Origin of the sequence: Dethiobacter alkaliphilus AHT 1, assembly GCF_000174415.1 — a bacterium.
Lineage (GTDB): Bacteria > Bacillota > Dethiobacteria > Dethiobacterales > Dethiobacteraceae > Dethiobacter > Dethiobacter alkaliphilus.
Genome location: NZ_ACJM01000003.1, coordinates 118,855 through 141,992 on the forward strand (window position 1 = coordinate 118,855; position 23,138 = coordinate 141,992).

23 protein-coding genes, 1 tRNA gene and 1 pseudogene are annotated in these 23,138 nt (G+C 44.2%); 13 read left to right on the plus strand and 12 right to left on the minus strand.

The genetic code is table 11. The features are described 5' to 3' along the window. Positions 1–24: 24 nt before the first annotated feature. The 5 genes and pseudogenes from DEALDRAFT_RS03895 (at position 25) to DEALDRAFT_RS03910 (ending at position 3,145) form a co-directional block, all read left to right on the plus strand. Complete coding sequence (locus DEALDRAFT_RS03895) at positions 25–921, plus strand: tyrosine-type recombinase/integrase (protein WP_196776596.1); 897 nt, start codon at positions 25–27, stop codon at positions 919–921. 25 nt (positions 922–946) lie between these two features. Further along, positions 947–1,714 carry a hypothetical protein gene (locus DEALDRAFT_RS03900; RefSeq protein ID WP_008515090.1) on the plus strand — a complete coding sequence of 256 codons (768 nt, stop codon included), beginning with the start codon at positions 947–949 and terminating at the stop codon, positions 1,712–1,714. 383 nt (positions 1,715–2,097) lie between these two features. Continuing rightward, positions 2,098–2,478, plus strand: a pseudogene (locus DEALDRAFT_RS03905) (prepilin-type N-terminal cleavage/methylation domain-containing protein); the annotation flags it as partial. A 167-nt stretch (positions 2,479–2,645) separates the two neighbouring features. Continuing rightward, a complete protein-coding gene (locus tag DEALDRAFT_RS16985; RefSeq protein ID WP_008515092.1) occupies positions 2,646–2,795 on the plus strand; it encodes an HU family DNA-binding protein in 150 nt (49 codons plus the stop codon). 95 nt (positions 2,796–2,890) lie between these two features. Continuing rightward, complete coding sequence (locus tag DEALDRAFT_RS03910; RefSeq protein ID WP_008515094.1) at positions 2,891–3,145, plus strand: HU family DNA-binding protein; 255 nt, start codon at positions 2,891–2,893, stop codon at positions 3,143–3,145. Positions 3,146–3,172: 27 nt separating this feature from the next. On the opposite strand, the gene DEALDRAFT_RS03915 is transcribed toward DEALDRAFT_RS03910, so the two are convergent. Beyond that, a complete protein-coding gene (locus tag DEALDRAFT_RS03915; RefSeq protein WP_008515096.1) occupies positions 3,173–3,691 on the minus strand; it encodes a hypothetical protein in 519 nt (172 codons plus the stop codon). Between the two features lie 59 nt (positions 3,692–3,750). Further along, positions 3,751–4,239, minus strand: a complete 489-nt coding sequence (locus DEALDRAFT_RS03920; protein ID WP_008515097.1) for a DUF2321 domain-containing protein — start codon at positions 4,237–4,239, stop codon at positions 3,751–3,753. A gap of 1,240 nt (positions 4,240–5,479) precedes the next feature. On the opposite strand from DEALDRAFT_RS03920, the gene DEALDRAFT_RS16780 reads away from it, so the two are divergent. The 8 genes from DEALDRAFT_RS16780 to DEALDRAFT_RS03960 all read left to right on the plus strand — a co-directional run bounded on the left by DEALDRAFT_RS16780 (position 5,480) and on the right by DEALDRAFT_RS03960 (position 12,576). Further along, positions 5,480–5,573, plus strand: a tRNA-Cys gene (locus DEALDRAFT_RS16780). A 1,119-nt stretch (positions 5,574–6,692) separates the two neighbouring features. Continuing rightward, positions 6,693–7,742: a pilus assembly PilX N-terminal domain-containing protein gene (locus DEALDRAFT_RS03935; protein ID WP_008515100.1), complete on the plus strand. Its 1,050-nt coding sequence runs from the start codon at positions 6,693–6,695 to the stop codon at positions 7,740–7,742. 27 nt (positions 7,743–7,769) lie between these two features. Further along, on the plus strand, positions 7,770–8,120 hold the full coding sequence (locus DEALDRAFT_RS03940) for a type IV pilus modification PilV family protein (RefSeq protein ID WP_008515102.1): 351 nt from the start codon (positions 7,770–7,772) through the stop codon (positions 8,118–8,120). After that, positions 8,101–8,163: a hypothetical protein gene (locus DEALDRAFT_RS17525; RefSeq protein WP_143753379.1), complete on the plus strand. Its 63-nt coding sequence runs from the start codon at positions 8,101–8,103 to the stop codon at positions 8,161–8,163. Before DEALDRAFT_RS03940 ends, DEALDRAFT_RS17525 begins: the two co-directional genes overlap by 20 nt. Continuing rightward, complete coding sequence (locus DEALDRAFT_RS03945) at positions 8,156–9,019, plus strand: PilW family protein (protein WP_040378404.1); 864 nt, start codon at positions 8,156–8,158, stop codon at positions 9,017–9,019. Before DEALDRAFT_RS17525 ends, DEALDRAFT_RS03945 begins: the two co-directional genes overlap by 8 nt. Positions 9,020–9,256: 237 nt before the next feature. Next, positions 9,257–9,649, plus strand: a complete 393-nt coding sequence (locus tag DEALDRAFT_RS03950) for a GntR family transcriptional regulator (protein ID WP_008515106.1) — start codon at positions 9,257–9,259, stop codon at positions 9,647–9,649. Further along, on the plus strand, positions 9,627–10,523 hold the full coding sequence (locus DEALDRAFT_RS03955) for an ABC transporter ATP-binding protein (RefSeq protein WP_008515108.1): 897 nt from the start codon (positions 9,627–9,629) through the stop codon (positions 10,521–10,523). The genes DEALDRAFT_RS03950 and DEALDRAFT_RS03955 overlap by 23 nt, the downstream gene beginning before the upstream one ends. Next, positions 10,501–12,576, plus strand: a complete 2,076-nt coding sequence (locus DEALDRAFT_RS03960) for an MATE family efflux transporter (protein WP_008515110.1) — start codon at positions 10,501–10,503, stop codon at positions 12,574–12,576. Before DEALDRAFT_RS03955 ends, DEALDRAFT_RS03960 begins: the two co-directional genes overlap by 23 nt. A 262-nt stretch (positions 12,577–12,838) precedes the next feature. Here DEALDRAFT_RS03960 and DEALDRAFT_RS03965 read toward each other — a convergent pair whose 3' ends face one another. The 10 genes from DEALDRAFT_RS03965 to DEALDRAFT_RS04010 form a co-directional block, all read right to left on the minus strand. After that, positions 12,839–13,132 carry a DUF192 domain-containing protein gene (locus tag DEALDRAFT_RS03965; protein ID WP_008515111.1) on the minus strand — a complete coding sequence of 98 codons (294 nt, stop codon included), beginning with the start codon at positions 13,130–13,132 and terminating at the stop codon, positions 12,839–12,841. 59 nt (positions 13,133–13,191) lie between these two features. Continuing rightward, positions 13,192–15,717, minus strand: coding sequence for a VWA domain-containing protein (locus DEALDRAFT_RS03970; protein WP_008515113.1), 2,526 nt, complete (start codon positions 15,715–15,717; stop codon positions 13,192–13,194). Positions 15,718–15,736: 19 nt separating this feature from the next. Next, positions 15,737–16,657, minus strand: coding sequence for a type II secretion system F family protein (locus DEALDRAFT_RS03975; RefSeq protein ID WP_008515115.1), 921 nt, complete (start codon positions 16,655–16,657; stop codon positions 15,737–15,739). Between the two features lie 18 nt (positions 16,658–16,675). Then, positions 16,676–17,644, minus strand: a complete 969-nt coding sequence (locus tag DEALDRAFT_RS03980; RefSeq protein WP_008515117.1) for a type II secretion system F family protein — start codon at positions 17,642–17,644, stop codon at positions 16,676–16,678. A gap of 2 nt (positions 17,645–17,646) precedes the next feature. After that, on the minus strand, positions 17,647–19,035 hold the full coding sequence (locus DEALDRAFT_RS03985) for a CpaF family protein (protein WP_395857819.1): 1,389 nt from the start codon (positions 19,033–19,035) through the stop codon (positions 17,647–17,649). Positions 19,036–19,062: 27 nt separating this feature from the next. Then, complete coding sequence (locus tag DEALDRAFT_RS03990) at positions 19,063–20,241, minus strand: AAA family ATPase (RefSeq protein WP_008515121.1); 1,179 nt, start codon at positions 20,239–20,241, stop codon at positions 19,063–19,065. After that, entirely contained in the window at positions 20,241–20,957 is a 717-nt protein-coding gene (gene cpaB / locus DEALDRAFT_RS03995; protein ID WP_008515123.1) for a Flp pilus assembly protein CpaB, read from the minus strand. The genes DEALDRAFT_RS03990 and cpaB overlap by 1 nt, the downstream gene beginning before the upstream one ends. A 35-nt stretch (positions 20,958–20,992) precedes the next feature. Further along, positions 20,993–22,048, minus strand: a complete 1,056-nt coding sequence (locus tag DEALDRAFT_RS04000) for a pilus assembly protein TadG-related protein (RefSeq protein ID WP_161598010.1) — start codon at positions 22,046–22,048, stop codon at positions 20,993–20,995. A 10-nt stretch (positions 22,049–22,058) separates the two neighbouring features. Further along, positions 22,059–22,454: a TadE/TadG family type IV pilus assembly protein gene (locus tag DEALDRAFT_RS15825; protein ID WP_008515126.1), complete on the minus strand. Its 396-nt coding sequence runs from the start codon at positions 22,452–22,454 to the stop codon at positions 22,059–22,061. A gap of 97 nt (positions 22,455–22,551) precedes the next feature. Then, on the minus strand, positions 22,552–23,133 hold the full coding sequence (locus DEALDRAFT_RS04010) for an A24 family peptidase (RefSeq protein ID WP_008515128.1): 582 nt from the start codon (positions 23,131–23,133) through the stop codon (positions 22,552–22,554). Between the last annotated feature and the right edge of the window lie 5 nt (positions 23,134–23,138).

Below are 23,138 nucleotides of genomic sequence, written 5' to 3' on the forward strand. Positions count from 1 at the left end.
AATGCTACTGGGGGAGAGTGAATTATGAGAAACGAGAGTCACAACGGAGGTTTGGAAAGCATGTTATTCTTAGATACCATCGAACAGTTTCAGCAATACATGAATGATATTGAGCGTAGCCCTGTAACGATTGCGCTGTATCTCCGGGATCTGCGCTACTTTGGTAGCTATATGGAAAAGAAACATAACGGGCCGGTCTATCTGGAAGACATTAAAAGTGCAGATATTGAAGGTTTTCTCCGCAGTCTTAAGGAGCGGAATATTGCTCCCAACAGCCGTAGCCGCTACCTATACACACTGCGGTCCTTCTATAAATTCGCCTACAAAAAGGAATTGGTAGAGAGAGACATATCCCTGGCAGTTGATTTGGTGAAGCTACCCACTAAAGAAAGGCATTATCTAAGCCAGCAGGAAGTGGCAGAACTGGCCGATACGATTACAAATGATTTGGTTAGGCTAATCGTGATATTTCTAGCAAATACTGGCCTAAGAATTTCAGAGTGCATTAAACTCACTATGGACGATGTCGATTTGGATAAAGGAATTATTCATGTCATATCAGGCAAGGGCAACAAAGACAGGAACGTGCCTATCAATAATAAATTGTTGCCCTTGCTGATTGATTACAAAGACAACTGGAGAGATGCCTATAACTCCAACTTCTTCTTTGCCACGAAAAAGACTGGCACAATCAGCAACACGTATGTTAATAACACTCTCAGGCAGGCGGTACAAAGCTTGGGTTGGAAAAAGAACGTCTCTTGCCACATATTGCGCCATAGCTTTGCCACAAGTCTGGTGAAGCAAAAAGTTGGTCTTGTGGAGATTCAGAAGCTCCTAGGCCATAGCGATTTAAAAATCACTTCCGTTTATATGCATGCAGACTTAGAGCAGCTTCAAGACGCTGTAAACGCATTATGATCTTCAGAGGGGAGGAATTTCGCAGGTGAGTAAATATACAGAGCCCATTTACGAGAAAAAGGTAAGAGAAATCCTGGAATGCTTCAAGCAAGGAAAAACAAAAGAGCAGCTGGCAGCAGAGTTTGGCTATGCCAACGAAAAGACCTTGGATAACTTTATGCGCAGAAAGAATTTCTCCTGGGATAAAAACAAAGGTTACTATCCCACTTTAGAAAAGAACTCGCCACAAAACGCTCCATATCTGCAGGACCACTCCAAGGCCGGAAAGATAGCAATAATGTATGAGGAAGGGAGTTTAGGTCCCAAAGAAATTGCTGTAAAAATGGGGTTTGAAAGCCATAGTGACTTAGCTCAATTTATGAAAGCAAAAAACTATATCTGGGATGCTGATACAGGCAACTACATAAAGGTTGATCCTGACAACGACGATGCCGACAATGCGCCCGATGACAGTAGGATTGAAGGCGATACTTCCTCCGCACCGCCGCAGTTAACATCTGAACAAGCGGAATTAGTTTCTTATCTTCCCCTACTACGATTACTGGGAGAGAAGAATGAACGCCTTGTAGAGCTACTAGAGGAACCTGCTGTGATAGGGCAGGTTCCTCGTTATGTTGTTCCCGGAGTACCCACCACAAAGTCCATTCACTTTTCCAATGCTTTAGCACAGATGGTTGCCGATTTTAGCTGCGAAAAGAACGTCAAGCACAAAGAGATTTTCGAAATCGCACTCATAGAGTTTTTTACTAAGTACGGCTATGAGAAAGAGGTAAAACATCTGCTTAAAAACTAATCTGGGGAGCGGCAGCTCCCCTTGTCTTTTGTACCCTTACATTTTGCCTAACATATATTGCTTGCAATTTAAAAGCTAACAAAGATTTACAAGGAATTTTATTGCATAATATAATGATCGTTCTTACCATTATAAGATGCTTGTTCTATATTCCTTTGTTCCTCCTCCCTTAATTAACCACTCCTTATTGTCAGCTTAGATTTGCATGCCGTACCATGATTTTAAGCTTAATCTATATTCCATGGAGCACCATTAATGTGACTCCCTTTAAATTAGTTTTTGCTTACAATAACTAATGGTAAAAAACATAATGAAACAAAAAAAGCGCCATTTCGCGAAATGACACTTGCCCAATTATTGGAAAAATATGACTTTTTTGTGGCTTCACACTGGTAGAACTGATGGTAGTTGTAGTTATTATTGGTATTTTGGTGGCAGTTGCGATTCCGCTTTATGGTTCTGTAACGCGGAATGCGGCAAACAGAGCTCATGAGGCAAATATAAGAACTCTTGTAGGCGCAGCGAATATGCACATTGCAGATGTTACATTAGCAGTGGCGGCGGCTCAGGAACCTGGTCCCCTTCAAACTGCCCTTGAAGCGTACGTAGAAACTTGGCCCACTGTTCCGAATGATGCACATGGTCCAGTAACGAATTTACCGTCAACTGTCGTCTCTGGAGATGCAGATTCAACTAAGAATGGTCAAACCTATACTGTAGGCATAGCATCGAGTGGTCAAATAACTGTAAATATTAGTCAATAAGTATCACTTTATCTGAGAGTATCCAAGTAGTGAATCCTCAGTATATTTAAATGTTTTGGTATGCCCAGAAATAAGGACATAAACGACCACACAGACCAGCCTCCTCAGTGAGGCTGGTTTTTTCATGCCCAAAAACAGCCCAACAAAACAGAACGGAGGAAACAAAGATGATCAAAATAGACCTAGCCCGCAGCATTGCAGAAACAATGAACATCCACACCAAGAACGCCGAGACCCTCACAGACATCGTCTCGTCAGAAACAAGCCTTGCCAGCTGTGAGCCTGTACGGCTTGCTGGCTTCGTCTGTACCGCCTAACGTAACTGCCAATCTTACCCCTACTTGTTTACCCAAAAGGACAGGTAGGGGTATTTTGTGTCTAAAAAACAATCTAAACTACAAGGAGGAAAACGATGATTAAAACCGATGTTGCCCGTAGTATTGCAGAGAAACTGAACATTCAAGTCAAAGACGCTGAGACTACTGTCAATGGCTTAATTGACACAATTACAGAGAGCCTAAGTGCAGGTGAGGCAGTAAAACTAGCTGGTTTTGGTACATTTGACTTGCGACACGCACCTGAAAGAGCTGCAAGAAACCCTAAAACAGGTGAAACGGTCCAAGTTCCCGCCACACACTACCCCACCTTCCGGGCAGTTTTAGCATAAAAGAAAAGAGCCACGACGGGCTCTTTATTAGCAATCAAGCTCTTTACTTGCGTAATGAATAAAAACTTCAATACTACTAACGCAATCATCCAAGTCATCCATTGCTTTAGCGCTATATCTTTCAGAATATCTTGAAACATATTCTTCTATGCCGTCAAAGGCATCTTTTATGATTTTTCTTTCTTCGTCATTAAAGTATTCAGCCAGCTCTTCTTTTGTTATGACATTTATAGGTAATTTTCTTATTGCCCCTCTCGAGAAGAATGATGTCTTGCCGGTATAGGTATCTTTTACTTGCAATAAAATGTTTTTTGCTATTTCGGCTTGCTGTAACATGTTTTCTAATAATTCGTTATGTAATGCAGATTGAACACTTTTCTGTGTTTTAGCAATGGTTTCCGATAACTTATAGCTTGCCTTAGCAACGTCGTTCGTTTGAATAGTAGCGCGCCAGAGTAAAAAACTAAAGATTGCAGTAACCATAACGCCAGCCACCGATATCCAGTTACTTATACTTAATCCCCAATAGGTTACTTCACTAGCCACAACTCCCACCTCCCTTCTTACCGACTAATTTCGGCAAAAGGAAAGAGCCACGATGACCCTTAAGGTTTCATCCCAGAACTTTTTAAAGCAGCTTCTACTGCTATTTGAACCAATATGTCTCGCGCAGCACCATAAACTTCACTGCCAACCTTAATACCAAACTTCTTAATTTTTAATGCGGCCAATGACGTGCGGGGATTCTCAGTAGTAACTTCTCTGGCACTTTGTTTAAATTCCTGCTTCTCTAATTCACTTAATTCATCCATAAGGTCAACGATTTCGTCTAGAGCGTTTAATTGTTCTTCAATCCATGGATATGGCTTCCCGCAGTCATGGCAATAAGAAGGTGCAGGCGAGTGGCCCGTTAAGTCAAACACACCCTCAACGTGATATTCTCCGCGAATTCCAGTTCCACAGTTTAGGCACTTACGAATAGTCTCAGCACCACATTTGTCGCAAAACTTAGTATTAAATTCAGGATTCCTATTGGCACTCTCGTTAATAACATGCCCATTTTTGCATATCAATGCTTCATCATATCTCCCCAAACTACTCACCTCCCTCCCACCAACTCAATTCGGCAAAAGGAAGGGATTTCCTGCAATTTCCTGGATTCTTTCAGAACCTCGAAAATGGGGTCTGCCCCCCTACTTAGTCACACTCAAACTAGTTCTCAACACGAGAGCTGGTTTTTTCATGCCCCAAATAGGCCAACAAAACAGAACGGAGGAAAAAAATGATTAAAACCGATGTTGCCCGTAGTATTGAGAAGCAAATGACATTACATAAAAGATGCGCAGAACGTATTTAAAAAAAACGGTTTGCCCGGAAATTCTTCCAGCAAGCCTCCATAATTTCCCAAAAGGGGTCTCCTGACCCCTACCTACTACCAAAGCACACAAGCCAGTCCCTCAAAAGGGCTGGCTTTTTCATGCCAAAAACATCCCACAAATCAGAACAGAGAAAATAGATGACTAAAATCGACCTTGCCCACAGCATTGATAAGCAAACGAACATCCACACCAAGGACGCAGAGACTTCCTGACCACCTTCGCAGACATCGTCGGCGACGGCCTTGCCAGCAGTGAGACTGAACCGCTTGCTGGGGGGTGGCGTGATTGACGTGGATCACGTTGCTCCGTTATCTAATATGCTGCTTACTGGAGGGGTTGGCCTGGCCGAACTGACTCCACAGCTTGTCCCAGAAGCCCACATTTGCCCTGTAATGCGTCGAAGTATACCCCATGGGAAACGGCGTCTCCGCCAAAACAAAACGCCCCACGTCGCTTACGCTGCTTGCGGTGCGGGGCAGTTAAATTACATATTTCTGTCCAAGCTAGCTCATGATATAATCCTTTTAGATGTAAAGGCATATTCTTAACATGAATTTAATATCCGGGATCTTCAATGCCTTATCGATACCATGGCCATAAATAGCCATGGTTTTATTTTTTTATCTGTTTTCTTCCTGAACCGGACAAGCATAGAGCACAACTGTCCCCCCGCCTCCGGGCAGGCAAGACACGAAGACATAGAAAGGCTCGTCACCCATGTTACAAGTCCGATGTAAACATGATTATTCGGCCACCGGGCATCTATTCCGATTATAACTATCACAGATTCCTGGCTGCCTGACAACCGCCAAAATGGGTAGGATTGCGCCAGAGCCATACCTTTTCTATTGCAAACAAATGCTGTATCGTAATTATCTATGGCTGTGGGCCTGACCATTGGATATACCAATACAAATCCGGCAGGCAACTCGCTTGGCATGCCGAATTACTGGATGGGGGCTAAGGACATGGTGTCCTCGCGGGCTGCAAACCCGTTGGCCGGTTCGTAAATTAGCCGGGGTCGGTTCGATTCCGACTAGCCCTCTCCAATCTAATCCAACATATCTTTAGCCGCATAAAAAAGGCCGTAACGAATTTCTGCTTTGAAGTTCGTTACGGCCTTATATTATTGTATGCTCCCTGATTATTCCTCTATATTATTACCTGCGGTTTAGCTATACTCACATGCAATAACACCCCAATCCATGTGTTATCTTAAATATCAATTAATGGATAGCCGCCTTCAAAACAAGTAACTCTGTGGCAATTGAAACAACTACTTTGTTTTAATCGATGACCGCGGCTTCCATCTTTATCTAAAAGTATGGTCAGCCCCCCTTGTGCTGTGCAAGTAATGGACGTCTGTCACGGTATCTTTTATCATACTGGTTTTATACATTATACCTTTACCTTCGCAAAATATAACTTCAAACCTTGTTTCTTCATCATTGTTCCCTCGAAAGGATTGGATATGATTAATCTTACCATTACGGATAAACATCCACACTAAAGACGCAGAGACCTTCCTGCCCAACTTCACACACACCGTCGGTGACAGCCTTACCAGCGGAGAGACTGTACGAATACTAGGGGTGGCTAGGGCGTGAATGAATTGGATCACGATGCCGCGTTTTCTACTATGCCGGCGTACAAGAACAGAGCCGTGAAGGAATGTAAACTTGAACCCTATAAAACATACATCCATGAACGAATGAACGAGGGTTGTGTTAATGCAGTTGTTTTGCATGATGAGATTGTTGATAAAGGCTATCGGAGCAAGCTTACAATCTTAATAGAGTTCATGAGACCGCATTGAAAAAGCATGGTCGAAAGCCTCTATTCGCTATGAAACCCCACTTGGCAAGCAAGCTCAAGTTAGAGCGAGTTCATTTTGAGAAGGCTTTTTCATCCATTTCTTAAACGTCGACAACACATTGCCCATGATTTGAGCTTATGCGACTATCTATAGTCGCAGCGTATTGCAAGATGTTTGCGCCATTTAATAACTACAGAGATTGATGTATTGCTTATTTTCTTAAATTAAACTAAAAAGCTCTAGGGTTGTCCTAGGCATAATAAGGAATTTAAGATATAATTTATATATTCAATATGAAAATATGGTAATATTTTAGGTGCGAGTTTAAAGAAATTGGGTTGGGGGGCTTAATATGTTAAGACAGGAAAAAGGTGCAGCGATGCCTTTGGTACTAATGTTAATGTTTGTATTGACCCTTCTTGGTACAGCGTTGTGGCATTATAGTATGGTCGATGCTACGCAAGTAGCACGAGATGAGCGGAAGATGCAGGCGTACTATATAGCTAGGTCCGGAGCAGAAAACGTGGCACAACACATCATAAACGAAAATAAAGAGGATAGTACGTTTGTTAACAAAATGATTAATGCTCCTGCCTCAGACTTGGTCAAACTTGACTATGGTGACTTCGAAGTTGATGTATACGGCAATCCGAATGCTGAGGTTATAATCGAATCCACCGGCTGGGTAGGCAACATTAGTCAAACTGTAGTAGTGACTCTTGTGCCGTCAGGTGGTTCAGATTATGCACTGAAAGCAAAAAACATTAGTGTTTCTGGTAAAGCTGCCCATGTTTATGGCGACGTAGCTTATGCTGAAATTGGTGGAGATAATTTTTTTGAGGATATTGTTAAAGAAGGAGAGATCAGTTATGACCCTGAGTGGCTATATACAAGTCCGACCCCTCCCACTCTCCCCCTAAGAGAAAATATAGTATTGAATTCTACTAATGACCACAAAGTGGTGAATGAAAATGGAGAATATAATTTAATAGATATTAGCGGCGGCAATTTAGATATTATAGTAGAAGGAACCCGAAGATTATACGCTCACGAAATTAAAGTGACAGGTAATGGCAAAATTAATGTCACTGGTAATGGCAAGCTGTATCTTTACTTGGACAACTTCACTGGTGGCGGTACATTTGCAGTAAATGATGAGGTAGACATATTCTATTATGTAACGCCTGGTGGGGTTTTTGATATGTCGGGTACCCCAAACCTTTTTGGAGCGATTCATGCTCCCGATGCAGATGTAAAAATCGCTGGTAATGTATCTGTAACTGGGTCTGTGATTGCTAATAAAATTACCGGTCAAGGTTCCTTTACAGTTGTATATCAAGAATTAGATGACGAAGGTGAATCAGGCGGTTTAGCTCTAGGGTCTTGGCAATGGAAAGAATAGCTATCAATAAGAGGGGTGTAGCTACCTATGAAAAAACAAAATACCGAGAAAGGTTTTAGTCTCGTTGAGGTTATTGTAGCCCTGGCCATATTAGCTATCCTGGTTGCAGCCTTAACTCCACTATTTACATTTAGTTTTACAAATATTTTTTCCGGCGGCAGGAAAAGTTCTGCACAGTATAGAGCGCATGAGGCTATGGAAAATAAATTCGCAGGCATTGGGGTTGATGAAGGAGCCGAAACCACAACCCTAACTATAAAATTTGGTGAGACAACCTCTATAGATATAGAAAAAAAAGATGTTTCTGTTACTATAGACTATACAGATAGCCAAGGAAATGAAAGAAATGTAACATACAATTCTTTTTTGCCTAAATAGTGTTTGTAAAAAATCTGGAGGTGCATTTTATAAAAATGAATAAATTTATCTATAAGCACCTGTCCAATAATAAAGGTTTATCTCTGGTGGAATTAATCATTGTACTAATCCTTATAAATGTAGTACTGGCTATCGGGTACGGCTATTATTATTTTGGGACAAGAAGTTTTACTGTGGGTGAAAGCCGAGCAGATGTACAGCAAAATGTTCGGCTTGCTACTGAATTTGTTGCAAACAATGTCCGTTTCGCTGACGATTTAGAGATTTTTCAAATAGATGACACTGAAGATTTGGTATACGACAAAAATTTTAACTATTTCTATATAGATATAGAAGAAAAGAAAATTATGCATCGTAAAATAAAAGAAACAGAAAGTTCTATTATCTTCCCAGTTGTAAACCAAAATATAGATTTCGATTTACATTTTGAGCGGAGCTCTACTAACATACTTGCTTTCGTCATAACTGGTAAAAATGACCATGTTTATAGCTTAGAGTCAGAGGTGTTATTAGCTAATGTTACCTCTATTAGTGGTCATAACGAAGGAGTAGCTATTCGTTATACTTCCCCCAGTCCTCCAGAACCTGCAATACGACGTGTTACTTTAAGTGAACAAGGACATATTATTGGCGAACCCCCGCTAGATCTCCACATGAAAGTATTTACCTCTTATGTGGAGCCTAACGTAGATATAACTTACCGAATCTTCCAAATGATTGGAGATCCAGACTCACCAACAGAAGACACCTTAAAAGAATCAGATACTTATATCCTTAATGATAACCCCAAAACCATAAATATTGATTATTCGTTTGTAGATCAAGGCGAATATATAATTGAGGTAATTGTAGATACAGTTAAATACCCTTATTTTTTAACCTATTCAGTATCTCCTTAAGCAGTCGCCGAGGACTGATAATAATTAACTTCACCAACCCTGTCATATGACAGGGTTTTATATTTTACAATCAAACAAGACACGTTTAAACTAAATCTCGCTCATCTTTTAACAGAGGTCCTGTTATCATATTTATAATATCCGCAAAAATAGTATATTGACAATTCATGGAAAGATAGTATATAGTCACATTGTGATACTTGTAATATCACAATTATCAACTGGAGGACAAGTCCATTGTTAAACATAGACCACCGCAGTAGGGTGCCGATATATGAACAGATTAAAAACCAGATACTTGAGCTGGTGATGTTGGGGGTACTTGAGCCCCATGAACGCCTCCCTTCTATTCGCTCATTGGCGAAGGATTTAAATTTAAATGTCAACACCGTCAAGCGGGCTTTTTCTGACTTGGAGGCTGCAGATGTAATTTATACGGGGGTTGGCAGGGGTAGTTTTATTTCTGAACAGGCCCGGGACAACAGCTTTTTAAAGGACAAGGCTCGGGAAGAAATAGAGACGGCAATTAAGAATGGCAGGTCCAATGGGCTTTCTAAAGATGAAATTATAAGTATCGTGGATTCATTATATGGGGGGAGTGATGAAGATGATTTGCGTAAAGGAGATTAAAAAGTCTTTTGGAGACGCGGTTGTTCTTGATAATCTGTCACTTACCATGCAGAAAGGTTCTATTTATGGGCTGATAGGTCATAATGGCTCAGGAAAAACTACGTTACTTAAAAGTATAGCGGGAATTTACGGGCTTGACTCTGGTAGTATTTTTGTAGATGGACAGGCTGTTTTTGATAATGAGCAGATTAAACGGAGAATGTTTTTTATTCCTGATGAACACTATTTTTTGTCACAGGCCAATATGGACACCATGGCGCGATTTTACAAAGGGTTCTATCCTGGCTGGAGTGATGTCACTTTTAAAAGATTAACAGAAATATTTGAAATTGATCCCAGTGAAAAGTTAACTGGGCTTTCAAAGGGGATGCAGCAGCAGGTGGCTATCATTCTTGCCTTATCTACGCGTCCGGACTACTTGCTTTTGGATGAGTGTTTTGATGGGCTGGATCCTGTTAAACGCTCTCTGGTGAGGCGGCTATTAACGGAACTGGTGGCTGAAAAAGAAATTGTGGTTATGATTTCTTCCCATAACATCAGGGAGTTGGAAGATTTGTGCGACCATATAGGAATTATTAATAATAAGCAAATTATCTATGACTCCTCCGTCTGTGAGATGCGCCAGGGAATGAATAAGTATCGGTTGGCATTTAAAAAGAGTATTGCAGAGGATGCCTTAAATGGCTTCATACATAAGAACCTGGTTCTTAACGGGAAAGTGGCCACGTTTGTTGCCGGCGGGGATGAGGCGGAGATTAGAGCGCAAACAGAGAGACTAGACCCCGTACTGGTTCAGGTTTCCCCCTTAACGCTGGAAGAAGTATTCCTGATTGAAATGGAGGAAAAAGAGTATGACTTCAGAGATATCGTATAATAAGGGTATTTTAAAGCATTCCTTTATGGTGGCTGTAAAAGCCTGCCTAGTTCCTTCATTTATCAGTTTCATTCTTTTGTTTGTAGCCAGTATACTGGCAAACCCTCTATTGTCGGTTCCCGTTGGTCTGAGAGATTATGTATTTGTGCTGCTTGGCATGCCTCCGGCAATTATTACGGGCATTATTATCTTTAGTTCCGCTGTTTTGGCCCTTATGGCGTTTAAGTTTATTTATGAAAAGAATGCGGTTAATGTGTTCTTTTCTTTAGGGTTAACAAGGAAACAACTTTATGCAACAAGATATTTGGCAGGGATAATGATGAGTGTTTTGCCGATTATTCTTGTGCTGCTTATTACTTATATAGGAAACATCATTATCTTTGGCAGTTCCACCGAACTGACCACTGCAGTTAGTTATCTGCTGCTGGGCTATATTACAGTTAGCGTGCTTAGCTTTACAATATCCAGCCTTGCGTACATACTTACGGGAACCTTGGCAGAAGGGGGACTTTTGGCGCTTTATTCTTTAAGCGGCATCACCCTATTGATGCTGGGTCTGAACTACTTGATGAAGCTCTTTTTATTTGGCAATATTTATGGAGAATTCGAACGAATAGGAGAGGAATTGGTTCATGCTACCGCGGCAATTAACCCCTTGCTATTTTTCTTAAAGGATGCGTTTACATATGACGCCTTGTCCATAGATCGGGCAACCGGCACTCATGAGGCCTTACCTGCAATAAATGTCACCACCGTAATCAGCTGGTTGATTGTGGCGGTCTTACTCGCTATATTGGCACAAAAGCTCTTTGAAGACCGGAAAGCAGAAATCACTCAGAAAGCCGGGACAAACAATCTGGCCTGTTTTATCTGTACACTGATACCCACCTTTTTCTTCTTCGCACTGATTGTCTCAGTAACCGATCCATTGGTAAATCGTGGCGCTTCCCTTCTCCTTGCTACCATAGGTGGCGTAATCATCTATGTCCTACATGCACAGTTCTTTGCCCATTATCCATTTCGCAGTAATGTGCTCAAGCTGCCTGCTGTATTGGGTATCTGTCTTCTGGCCATTGTTATCCTCTCCACCGGCGGCCTTGGCTTTGCAAACAGAATACCTGCAGCGGAAGATATTGAAAATGTCCATATCACGTATGTGGGATATCCGCACTCTCAACCTTACCTTGAGCCTGATGGAACCCCTCCTACCGAAGCGAATTGGTTTGAAGAATTTAGACCGCAATATACAAGTGAGTCGGATATCAGGAAAGTGCTCGATATTCATCAAGCCATCATTGAATATGGTAAGCGCCCAGTAAATATGGAGACAACCGTCCATTCTCCCGAGGATTATACTATAGAGAGTGAAATAATTATAATCTATACCCTAAAAAACGGTCGAGAACTAATTCGCTATTACCAGGCCACTTCTCTTGGCAACCTGCTGGAAATGCTTTCGCTGGATGAAACTGATTATATGAAACCGAGAATTGCCAATGTATATCAGAGATTACAGTCGATTGACAGCGACATATATATAACTGATATTTTTGGCGCCGACAGCTTTAACTACGAGCATGATGAAGTTACAAGATCCAGACTACTTACCACGCTAAACGCCGACAATGCCAACTTAACACCAGAGCAGCGCTATTTCCCGACAAAGCCGGCTTTGGGTGTGATTGACTTTTCCGGATATAAAGTTTTCATCACAGAGGACTATACTGAGACAATCTCTTTTTTAGAGGAAGAGAACTTACTTAAGCATTTTGAATTTGAAGGTGAAATAGATTATCTGACGATTGAACGATATTTCATTAATCCTTTTGATTATCATCATTACTTTCAGGCAAATAGCACCAACTATAATCCAAATAACCCTCGAAGAATCACAAACGAACAGGAGCAAACTGAGATACTCAACAACATCCGCACAAATTATTTTGCCGTCGCAACAGGAGGCTACATTGTCGGAGTACATATTGAGGATGAAGCGCCTGTTTACATGTTCCTCCCGGAAGAGGATGCCCCGGAGTTCGTTAAAAACCTGTAAAGTAAAAATACTCCCGCATGATAAGTGCGGGAGTATTTTTGTTTTTGAATGCAAGTTAATGTAGACAAATCTGATCTCTGCTTTAAAAAGCCATATAGCTTATATTCTTCATTGATTCCCTGCGCCGCATAAAGAAGTTGGTGAAGAACTCCCAGAGAAATACCCAACCACAATAACGAACCGGATAACAAAGGTTAGATACAATACGGCAGTGGAATCCTCTGAACCGTGGTACGGACCGAGGTAAAATGGAAGTAAAGTGTTAAGATACGAAGTTAACCATGCTACCAACCGCAACTCCCTTTTGGGCAAAAGTACCGGCAGGAGCCTCTATAACATAGCGGGCTTTTTTTACGGTTTTTCCAAACCGATAGGGCTGCATATTTTCCCACAGGGCACACACAGTGTCGGAATCATCCACAAATGCCACATCTATGGCAAAAGCCATGCCCACCGTATGTACTGCTTTACAGGGCGTAATAACCAATCCCGTTTCCTCCGGCAGCGACTTTTTTCCCAGCAGCCCTTTCAAACGCAGAAAGAAGGAATCAGCCATCAAAACCTCCTGTAATATCGTCTTCCCTTTTTCATCTACCATTCTCACTGTTTTGCCCATCACACTTTTCCTTTCAGGATATCCACACCGGCTCGCTGATTTTTAAACCAACGGCTATTGCTATTTATATACTGAAACGTCACATTCCCTAAAGTAAACTCCTCTAAATGGAACAGTTCTTTTTTGGTATATACTTCGCCTTCAAACTCGATTACTCCAGGCTTTTCGCACTCCAGTAATACTTTAACAGGGATTTCCCGCTGTACAAGCGTCCGCCAGCCTTGTAAAAACTTGGGTAGGCGATTATCCCACTGTGTATAGATAGACATGGTAAAATCATGGTCGCCCTGACTGACCAAAAAGTCAGCGTCACGATTATCTTCATCCAAAGTAATTTTAACACTGGTTTTACCGGATTTTGTTAAGCTCAGCTCCTGTAAAGGATGCATCGGATCGAGTCTGTAAGAGAGCGCTCCTCTTAACCTGGTCTGAGGATAGACAATCAGCCGGTAGAGAACCATTCCAAGCAGATATACCATCAAAGCAATGACTAACAACACAACCAGTATGCTGCCCACAGTCAGCACACTGCCAAGAAAACGACGCTGCAGAGCCTCACCGGTAGTAAGGACATCCAGCGACAGCTCTCCGTTGTTTACCTCTACCTGAGTCAATCCCTCATCACTCTCAGCTAACAGCGTAACAGAATAGGAGCCATAGGGCAGATCTTCTGCTGGAACAGCAGCCAAATCCAGCATCCTTGTCTCTCCCGGTTCCAGTTCCACACTGGTTTGCTCCAGCATAGCATCCCCCTGCAGAGTAAGTATCACATTCTCCGCAAAAGAAGAATTACTGACAATGGCAACGGGAATACGGAAATTCCCACCGGGCCTGGTCCAAAGCTCATTGTTCTCTACAGTAACTTCCACAGTTCCCTGCGGTAGCACGGTAAAGGCGCCCAGCCGTCTTTCCAGAGTGAAGTCTGCTCCCCTGTACGTTCCGGAGCTACGCAAATAGGCTTCAGTTTGTCCGGGATGCTCAAAAACAAACCTGTTGGACCAGATCCCGTCATCGGACCTCACATCACCATGTTCTTCGTAATCTCCGCTGTCTTTCAGCGGAATAGAGACAACCTCCCCGTTTTCATATTCCATCTCAACGCGGAAATAATCCAAACTTAACTCCCCGCCTTCGGGCAGGCGGTTGCCTGCCACAGACAGCGTTCCGGTCACAATAATTTCCTCACCCAACCGGTACCCCTCACCGGCCCAGAAATCAGTAGAGATATATGGCAGAAGCTGCACTTGCGCTTCAGCAGAAGCGCTGGCAATTACCTCACCCTGCCTGGAGAGCTCCACTTCAACTATATATACACCCTGCTGATTGGTATCTTCATATTCACCATGAAACAAGCCATCGGTCTCCTGCAGAGAGACGGTAACAGGTACAGCTTCCCCGGGCTTGGTAATCCTAGCTACAGCTTGAACGTCTCCTGCATCAGCGCCGCCGCTGGTGGTTACTTCCACCGTAACAGGCAGCGGCTCATTCAGTGGATACTGTCCACTGTCCAGCGGCTCCAGCAGACGAGCAGAAACAAACTGCTCAGTATCTGCCATCACACTTACCCTAGCACCATCAAAAACGGCAGACCAGCTACCTTTTGCATAATCGCCGGGATCGTTGAGTACCACCAACATACTGCTGCCGTATTCCTCAATAACCAACCCGTCGAAACTATCCTCAGTTACAGTCCCTAAGGGACTGCTCATCTCCATATTAATCACGCCGCCTGCTTCAGCTATAGCCACTATGTTAACCTGACGGGTGTTTTCAGAAACGGCGAACTCAACCGTTTCCCCACCGGCTTCTTGATTGGCGAAAAACAGGTTCCTGTTTTTCAATCTACTGACAAGCTCGAAAAACGTTACAACCAAATCCCCGGGATCTGGCATTAGTACAAAATCAGCACCGGTATGTCCGGCTATTTGCTCCAATACCTCCGGGCCCACTTCATCACTAAAAGCCACAGGATACACTGGCACGCCCGCAGCGGCATATTCACCCGTTAAATCCCACAGCTCTCCCAGATACCCCTCCATAAACTCATCATCATTTCGAGCATCGAGGTGAGGATTGGGCTCCCCGTCGGTGAGAAAAACCACCACCTGCCGTGCATCTCCGGTTTCCACACTATGTAACTGTTCAAAAGCCTCCTCCAGGGCTCCCACATAATCGGTAAAGCCCCGTGGCACCAGGTTTCCTTCCACCGCTTCCTTAAAAGTACCTTTATTGTCTGCCACCTGCTGTAGAGGTACCAGCTCCTCAATTCTGTCATCAAAAGCAAGCACACCGAGGTAATCTTTTGGACCAAGCAAATCCATAAAAATCAAAGTTGCGGTTTCCCGTAAATATTGTGGATCATTACGGTCCATGCTGCCGGATATATCAACGACTAAAATTACCGATAACGCTTCTGTTGTATGTGACCTTCCGCTTCTGGCCTGTACAACTGCTCCGGCAAGGGTAGACAGAAGCATGGCAAAAACAACTAGTTTAATCAGGCTGCTTCTGAACCGGTGCAGCATGCTTTAACCCCCTCTGCAATTACATATTAATAAATGTTTGTACTATACGTATTCCTGCCGGGCCCAAAAGTACCACAAAAAGTGCGGGAAAGATAAAGAAAACCAGGGGAAAAAGCATCTTAATGGGTGCCCGCATCGCTTCTTCTTCGGCACGCATTCTTCTACGCTGACGCATGGTATTAGCCTGCACATCCAAGGTTTTGGCAATATTGCTGCCCAGCTGTTCAGCCTGGATCACTGCACTGATAAAAGTACTTATATCGGGCACACCGGTTCTGTTTGCCATACTGCGCAGCGCCTCAATACGGGTTTTACCCATTCTGATTTCATCAAGCGCTTTACCTATTTCACGGCTCAATTCACCGGGCATTTTATCCGCTACTTTTTTTAGGGCCATATCAAAGGCCAAGCCCGCATCCACGCTAACCAAGAGCAAGTCAAGCATGTCAGGCAGAGACCGCTGAATTTCTTTTTGCCTCTCTGTGGCTTTCCTCTTAACTATAGTATTAGGCATCATAAAGCCTAGAACCAGCAGTAATAAAGCAAATAAACCGGGAAACTGATGTTCCGGCGCCACTATTCCCAGAAAGAACAGACCCAGAACCGGCAGCCCTATCCCAAACAGCACCTGCAGACCCAGCAAGGTATTTACCGTCAGGTTCCAGGGATGCCCGGCATAAATGAGATTTTTCTCCATATTCTGCCTGATTTCACTTGGAGCCAGGTTACCCAGAGCGTTTCCGGCATTATGAAAAAAAGGGGTGATAACCCTTTCCCGAAATGGACGGTGAAAGATATCATCCTCTGAAGGCCTGGTATCCATGTTACGGATTTGCCCCAACCTCTCCATTACCTCATGTTTTCTGCCCAACGAAGTGGCAGCCAACATTACCATTAAGACCGCAGTGATAAAAACCAGCAGATTAACCAGCCAAACCATTTTCTCACCCTCTTTATTTTAGACCTCAATCTGCACGATACGACGGATAATCATTATGCCCACAATCTGCATAATAACAGCGATACTCAGCACCATGATGCCGATGGGCTCGGTAACAAGTGTCAGCATATACTCCGGGTTAATCACCAGCAGAAGGAGAGCCACGGCAATGGGCAATAAAACAATAATCACGGCAGACATTCTCTGCTGGGCGGTCAGTGCTCTAATCTCACCTTTGATACGCATCCGCTCCCTGATGGTATGTTCAATCTTATTAAGAACCTCGGCCATATTGCCGCCCACCTGGCGTTGAATCAAAAGGGAGGTTACCACTAAATCTAAATCTTCATTATCCGTTCGTGCAGTCATTTCCAGCAAAGCATCGTCCATTGATTTGCCCAAACGATTGTCCCGTAAAACACGGTTAAATTCGTCGGCAATGGGTGCATCCATCTCCCTTCCCACCACCGCCATGGCCTGGGGAAAACTGTAGCCGGCCCGCAAGCCACTGCTAATAATATTCAGCGCTTCGGGCAACTGGTTGTTTAAAGCCTGCATTCGCCTGCCCTTGGCCACGTCCACATAGATTCCAGGCGCTTTAAAGCCGATTACAGCTACCAGCACCGCCATTAGAAAAGATCCGGTTAGAAGAAAAAAAAGCAGAGCTGCGCCAATCCCGCTTACCATCACCAAACCAATAAACTCATCGGGACGAAGCAGGATATGAGCCTGAATCAGTTTTCTGTGCATGGAATCCAAATAAGATTTGCGGGAAAACATTTTTCCCATTGCGCCCAAGATTTGCAGAGACTGTTGACGCAGACCCTGCCGTTTGGATATATCGGCATGCCACATCTCTTCGGGTTCCATGGTCTGCATCTCCAACCGGTCCAGCACAGCCAACCGTCTGGAAAAAAGGAGGCCGTACAAACCATACACCAGGAAAACTGCGGTCAGAAAAGCACCGACCAACACAATAAACTGCATGGCTATAACCTCCTGTTACTAAACTCTGACTGCTGGCCATTACGAAACATGTTTTTGGAAATTCTTTCTCCGTATGCGTGCAGTTTATCCAGGAAAGAGGGGATAATCCCGGTTGGCATATGACTACCTATAACTTCGCCCCGTTCACTGAAGCCTTTATGCTCAAACACAAACAGATCCTGGAGGGTAATGGTATCCCCCTCCATCCCTACAACTTCAGTCACCTTGGTGATTTTGCGTGATCCGTCTGAAAAACGGACGCTATGCACAATCAGGTTAATAGCTGAAGAAATCTGCTCCCGGATTGCCCGCAGGGGCAAATCCATACCAGCCATTAAAACCATGGTTTCCAGTCGGGCCAGACCATCCCGCGGGTTATTGGCGTGCAGCGTGGTAATGGAGCCGTCATGGCCGGTATTCATGGCCTGCAGCATATCCAGGGCTTCGCCGCCCCGCACCTCACCCACCACAATACGGTCCGGCCGCATGCGCAAAGAGTTAATAACCAAATCGCGAATAGATACCTTTCCTTTGCCCTCAATATTGGCAGGTCGGCTCTCCAGGGTAATGACGTGATTCTGCTGCAGCTGCAGCTCCGCCGCATCTTCAATGGTAACAATCCGGTCCGTCGTTGGAATAAATCCGGATAACACATTTAATACCGTAGTTTTACCGCTGCCGGTACCACCGGTAACAATAATATTAACGCGCGATTTTACACACGAGCGCAGAAACTTAGCTACCTCACTGGACATGGTACCAAAGGTAATTAAATCGTCCATGGTAAAAGGGTCTGCAGAAAACTTTCGAATGGTAATTGTGGGGCCCTTAACAGACAAAGGCGGAATAATGGCATTGACCCTGGAACCATCAGGCAGACGGGCGTCCACCATGGGAGAGCTCTCATCAATCCTGCGTCCCAGCGGCGTGATGATTTTATCAATAATATGCATGACATGGGCATCGTCACGGAAAACGGTATCCGTATGGATAAGCTTGCCGTCCCGCTCCACGTATACATGCCTAGGACCGTTAACCATAACCTCAGTCACAGTAGGATCATTAATCAACGGGTTTATGGGGCCATAGCCAAAAATCTCATCTATAATCTTCCGGACTACCCGCTGCTTGTCGGCCAGAGAAAAATGCCTGTCTCTGGTTTCCAGCACTCCTTCCAGCGTATGGGATATCTGCTCCTCCACGGCCTTCCGCTCAAAAGCGCCCCGCTTTTCCATAGTCATGGTTTCGTCTATGTTGTCAATAACCTGACGCAATGTTTCAACACTGACTTCTTCCATTTCCTTATTCTTATCGATGGCTTTATCCTTAACCGAAGCCGGTTGCTTGACGGTATTACCATTTATAAAAGAGCTCTTGTTTAACAATTTTATCCCTCCTAATGGAGACCTCACCTATGCTTAAGCCGATTTACCGCTGTCATCTCCCACAACTTTTTGGGTCAGGTCATGAAAACTGCGGCTAATCTTGGACATGTTATGCAGCAGCACCACCGGAATACCCTGATTTAATGAAGACGGTACCGTTTTATAATCTGCCGGCAAAATACTGAAGAGATTATGATTCATGGTGGTCTCCACGTCTTTAGGCTTAATCTCGTCACGGCGATCGGACCGGTTTAAGACTACTTTAATTTTGGACTTCGGATAGTTCAGTTCATCCAAAGCAATCAGAGCTGCTTTAACATTACGGACGGTGGCAACTTCAGGCGTGGTAACCATCAACAGCATATCCGCCGCCTGAAAAGCTGGATCCACCGGTTCGTAAAAGCGGCCCGGCATATCCACCACCACATAATCAAAAGCATTTTGCAGCACTTTCAGGATTATTTCAATATGATCCGACGAGATAAACTCCGCCATCTGCGGCTGAGCGTTGGCCGGCAGGAGCTTAATACCGGAACGGTGTGGGATAAGGTAGCTCTCAATCATATCCTGGTCCAGGTTTCTTATCTCATCGATAATATCGGAGATTGTGTAGCGGGGGACAATGTTCAGAGCCAAAGCGGCGTTGCCAAAATCCAGATCCAAATCTACCAGCACTACTTTTCCCTTAGTCTGCTCAGCCAGCGCCACCGCCAGGTTGGCGGATACAAAGGTTCTCCCTACACCGCCTTTGGTACTGAAGACGGTAACTACCTGGCCTTTACCCGTTTTTCTCCGTTTCCGCTGCGGCTTACTCCGCTGAATGTCCTGTTTCTTCTGCTCCAACTGGAAACTGCGGTACACCGCATCCACCAGCTTTGCCGGTGTAAAGGGATAAACCAAAACGTCCTTGGCTCCGGCAAAGATAGCTTTACGCACCGTCTCTTCCTTCAGCTCACGTTCCACCAGAATAACCACCTGGTCCGGATATTCCTGCATCACGTTTTCCGTCAGTTTGTGGCCACCCCCGGGAATATTGGCGCCCACCACCAGCACATCAGGGTTTTCATTTTCCAGAAACTCCAAAGCTTCTTCCGCCGTCTCTGCTTCGCCAACCACTGTGATATATTCTACATTGGCAAAAATATCAACAATATCTGATTGTATCTCCATATCATCGTTGACAATCAGTGTTTTAATCTTATCCAGTGTCATTACCTCCCCCTGAAAGTCTCAAAGTTTTCAGAGCTATAAGATTCAAGTTCTACCTCGTCTTCGTCCAGAGGAGAACGCAGAGTAAGGTGATAGTTCCCTTTCAACAAGGCATAGGCCAAAACCTCAGCCTGGGCTGCCGTAACAGAAAGAGTTACTGTACCTACAACTTCCTGTTCCTCATCGTCTTTTTCCCTTGTATTAGGCCCTGTTGCCAGCACATTCACGTTCTGAAAAACGGTATAAGTAATTGCCCCTTCATGTATTTCGGTATCATCATAAGTTATCAACACATCAATATTATCACCGGCAGAAATGTACCCGGCCACACCTGTTACCTCGCCTACGGGAATGGAGATGGCTCGCATACCTTCAGGTACTCTGTAAGACAAGGTCGCTCTTCTGTCCTCTGTAACGACCCTGGCGTCGATGACCTGTTCTCCCCGGACAATTTCAGTCCTTGAGATTCCTCCGGCAGCATCATCAACACTTCTCAGAGCTTCAGGGTGTACAGCGTCATTAGGAATAGATACCACGTCCAGCATCTCTGCTGTAATCCGGGTATGAGCCGGGATAGTACTACTGGCAACTACCACGTTTGAGTGGGGAATAGAAGCCAGTGCCGGTGTGTTAAGACTCCTAATGTAGGAATTTAAGGCCACTACTGTAACCAGACCAACTATAACTGCCGCTAGTAAAAGCTTTCTGTTTGCTTTCAAAGGCCGGACACTCCTTTCATGTTAAGAAACAGCTATTATTCAACTAACCTGATAACATGAGTACCAAACCCAAATTCCGGATTTTGTGTTATCTCCCCCACCTGGGATGCCGGAATGAAGTATTGATCCAGAAATTCCCCTATGATTGCCCCCTTGGGGAACTCTTCATCAATGTCCTGAGGCATTGGATAACCTCCATAATAATTAGGCGGATTCTCCAGATGAGCATAAACAGATCCTCTGCCATACCACAGATTATCTTCTTCTTTTGTTTTTGCCGTAATTACATCCTTAATCAGAAAAGGAGCAAATCCTACAATTACAACTTCCGTCCTACCTCCACTTGTAATTTCCCTTATGATCGGAAGTATGCCAACCATGCTAACACCAGAATCAGGATCGGCAGCCAACCGCATCCTCTCTTCGATAGGGTTAATCCTGGAGTTAGCGTTGCCGGGTTTAGTGTCCTGGGTAATTTCGTCTCCCACTTCGTATTCATAATCATTTACGCCGCCTGCCAAGACAGCATTGATGGCATTCTGCCCTGAGGGGTTAAGGGCCAGAAAGCCCCAATTACCCGGTTCGAGACTCTCATCAAGAAGCAACTGTTCCCCCTCCGGCAAAGATTGCCCATCCTCAATTTCAAAAAATATCGGCAAGAGATTGCTCAAAGCCTTGGGGTACCCCCAAGTTGCCACCGCCCTGGCAAAAACATCACTATCATTAAAACCAAGCGCCTTGGCAAAGAAGTGTTCCCTGTTAACCCCAACAGAGGCTCTTACCGCTTTAAAGCTTTCACCGTTGTATTCGACATCCAGAACCTCGATATCATCCGTGATTTCCGCACCGTTTGTCTGGGCAAATAATGCAGCAGCTTGTTCTGCCAAAGCCTCATCCCCGGATTCGGCCAGCTCTCTGGCACCAGCCAGGGCACCGGCATCGGCGGCGGTCACCATACTTCTTCTCTCCACATACATGCCGCCTACATCAATAACAATTGCGGCAAACCCCAGCAAAGCAATCAAGGCAACGGCAAAAATTACAAGTACATTGCCTCTCTCATCTTTAAATAAATAACGGAACCTGTTCACCCAATCACCCCTAATCATCTTTAAACTCCAATCGCATAATTGCCTGCACATTAAGATTAACAGTGTTTCCGACAAAAAAACCAACCAAAGGTTCTATAGAGCCATCTACCTGAACTGTTACATCATCGCTTCCAGGCAACACTTTTACGTCCCCTGAATTTACACTTACCGCCGATCCGCCAACATGATTTAACACAGCTGTTTCTACTTGTAGATCTGTGCCCCCAACTGCAGCCACCCTGGCCCCTTCCCGAGCGGAGCTGGTAAGGGTAATATGACCGTTAAACAGCCAGCCAAACTCCGCAATTCCCAGAATTATTAGCATTAGGGGCAATAATACCAGGGCAAACTCCACCAGCGCCTGCCCTTCACTTTTTTTATTTAAATGTGAGAATAGCCTAAGCAAAGTCCCCACCTTCTTTTCTGCTTTATTTCTTTAATCTTGGTAATGGTGAAATTACAATTGAAAACACAGTAATGTATAATTAATGCATTCTTAAACATCAGAACAAAGTCTCCACCACGGGTAAAAGCTGATAACCAAATCCGCTCAGCGTCAGCACTGCACCAGCGGCAATGGCCACACCGTAGGGAAGATAAATGGCTTCTTCTTTCTTCTCCACAGGAGACGGCGTAAAATATACGGAAAAGCGGTTAATGAGCGGATTTCTAAAACGGATTGCCAGCATAGCAAGAAGCGGTCGGGCAATCATGCCCACTACATTTTTCAGGCCGGAAAGCAACCTTTTATGGGCAATAAGATATCCTATGGCCATAATGCCGCCGGCAAAAATGGTAAAAATGGCGGAGTGCAGCACAAACTGCATCCCCATTAAAGCGCCAACCGCCGCCGTCATCTTTACGTCACCGGCGCCCATGCCGCCCAGGGCAAAGGGAATGAAGAAAACAAAAAGGCCGCTTAACAGGCCTGTAAAACCAAAAGCAATCCCCGGCAGGCCTTCCAGAAAGCCATAAATCACCAAACCCACAATCATAATAGGGAATGTAATCTTGTTGGGGATTCTGCGCTGCCTTACATCAAAATATGCAGCCAAGGCTACAAATAAAATAAGAACATAATTCATAAGAT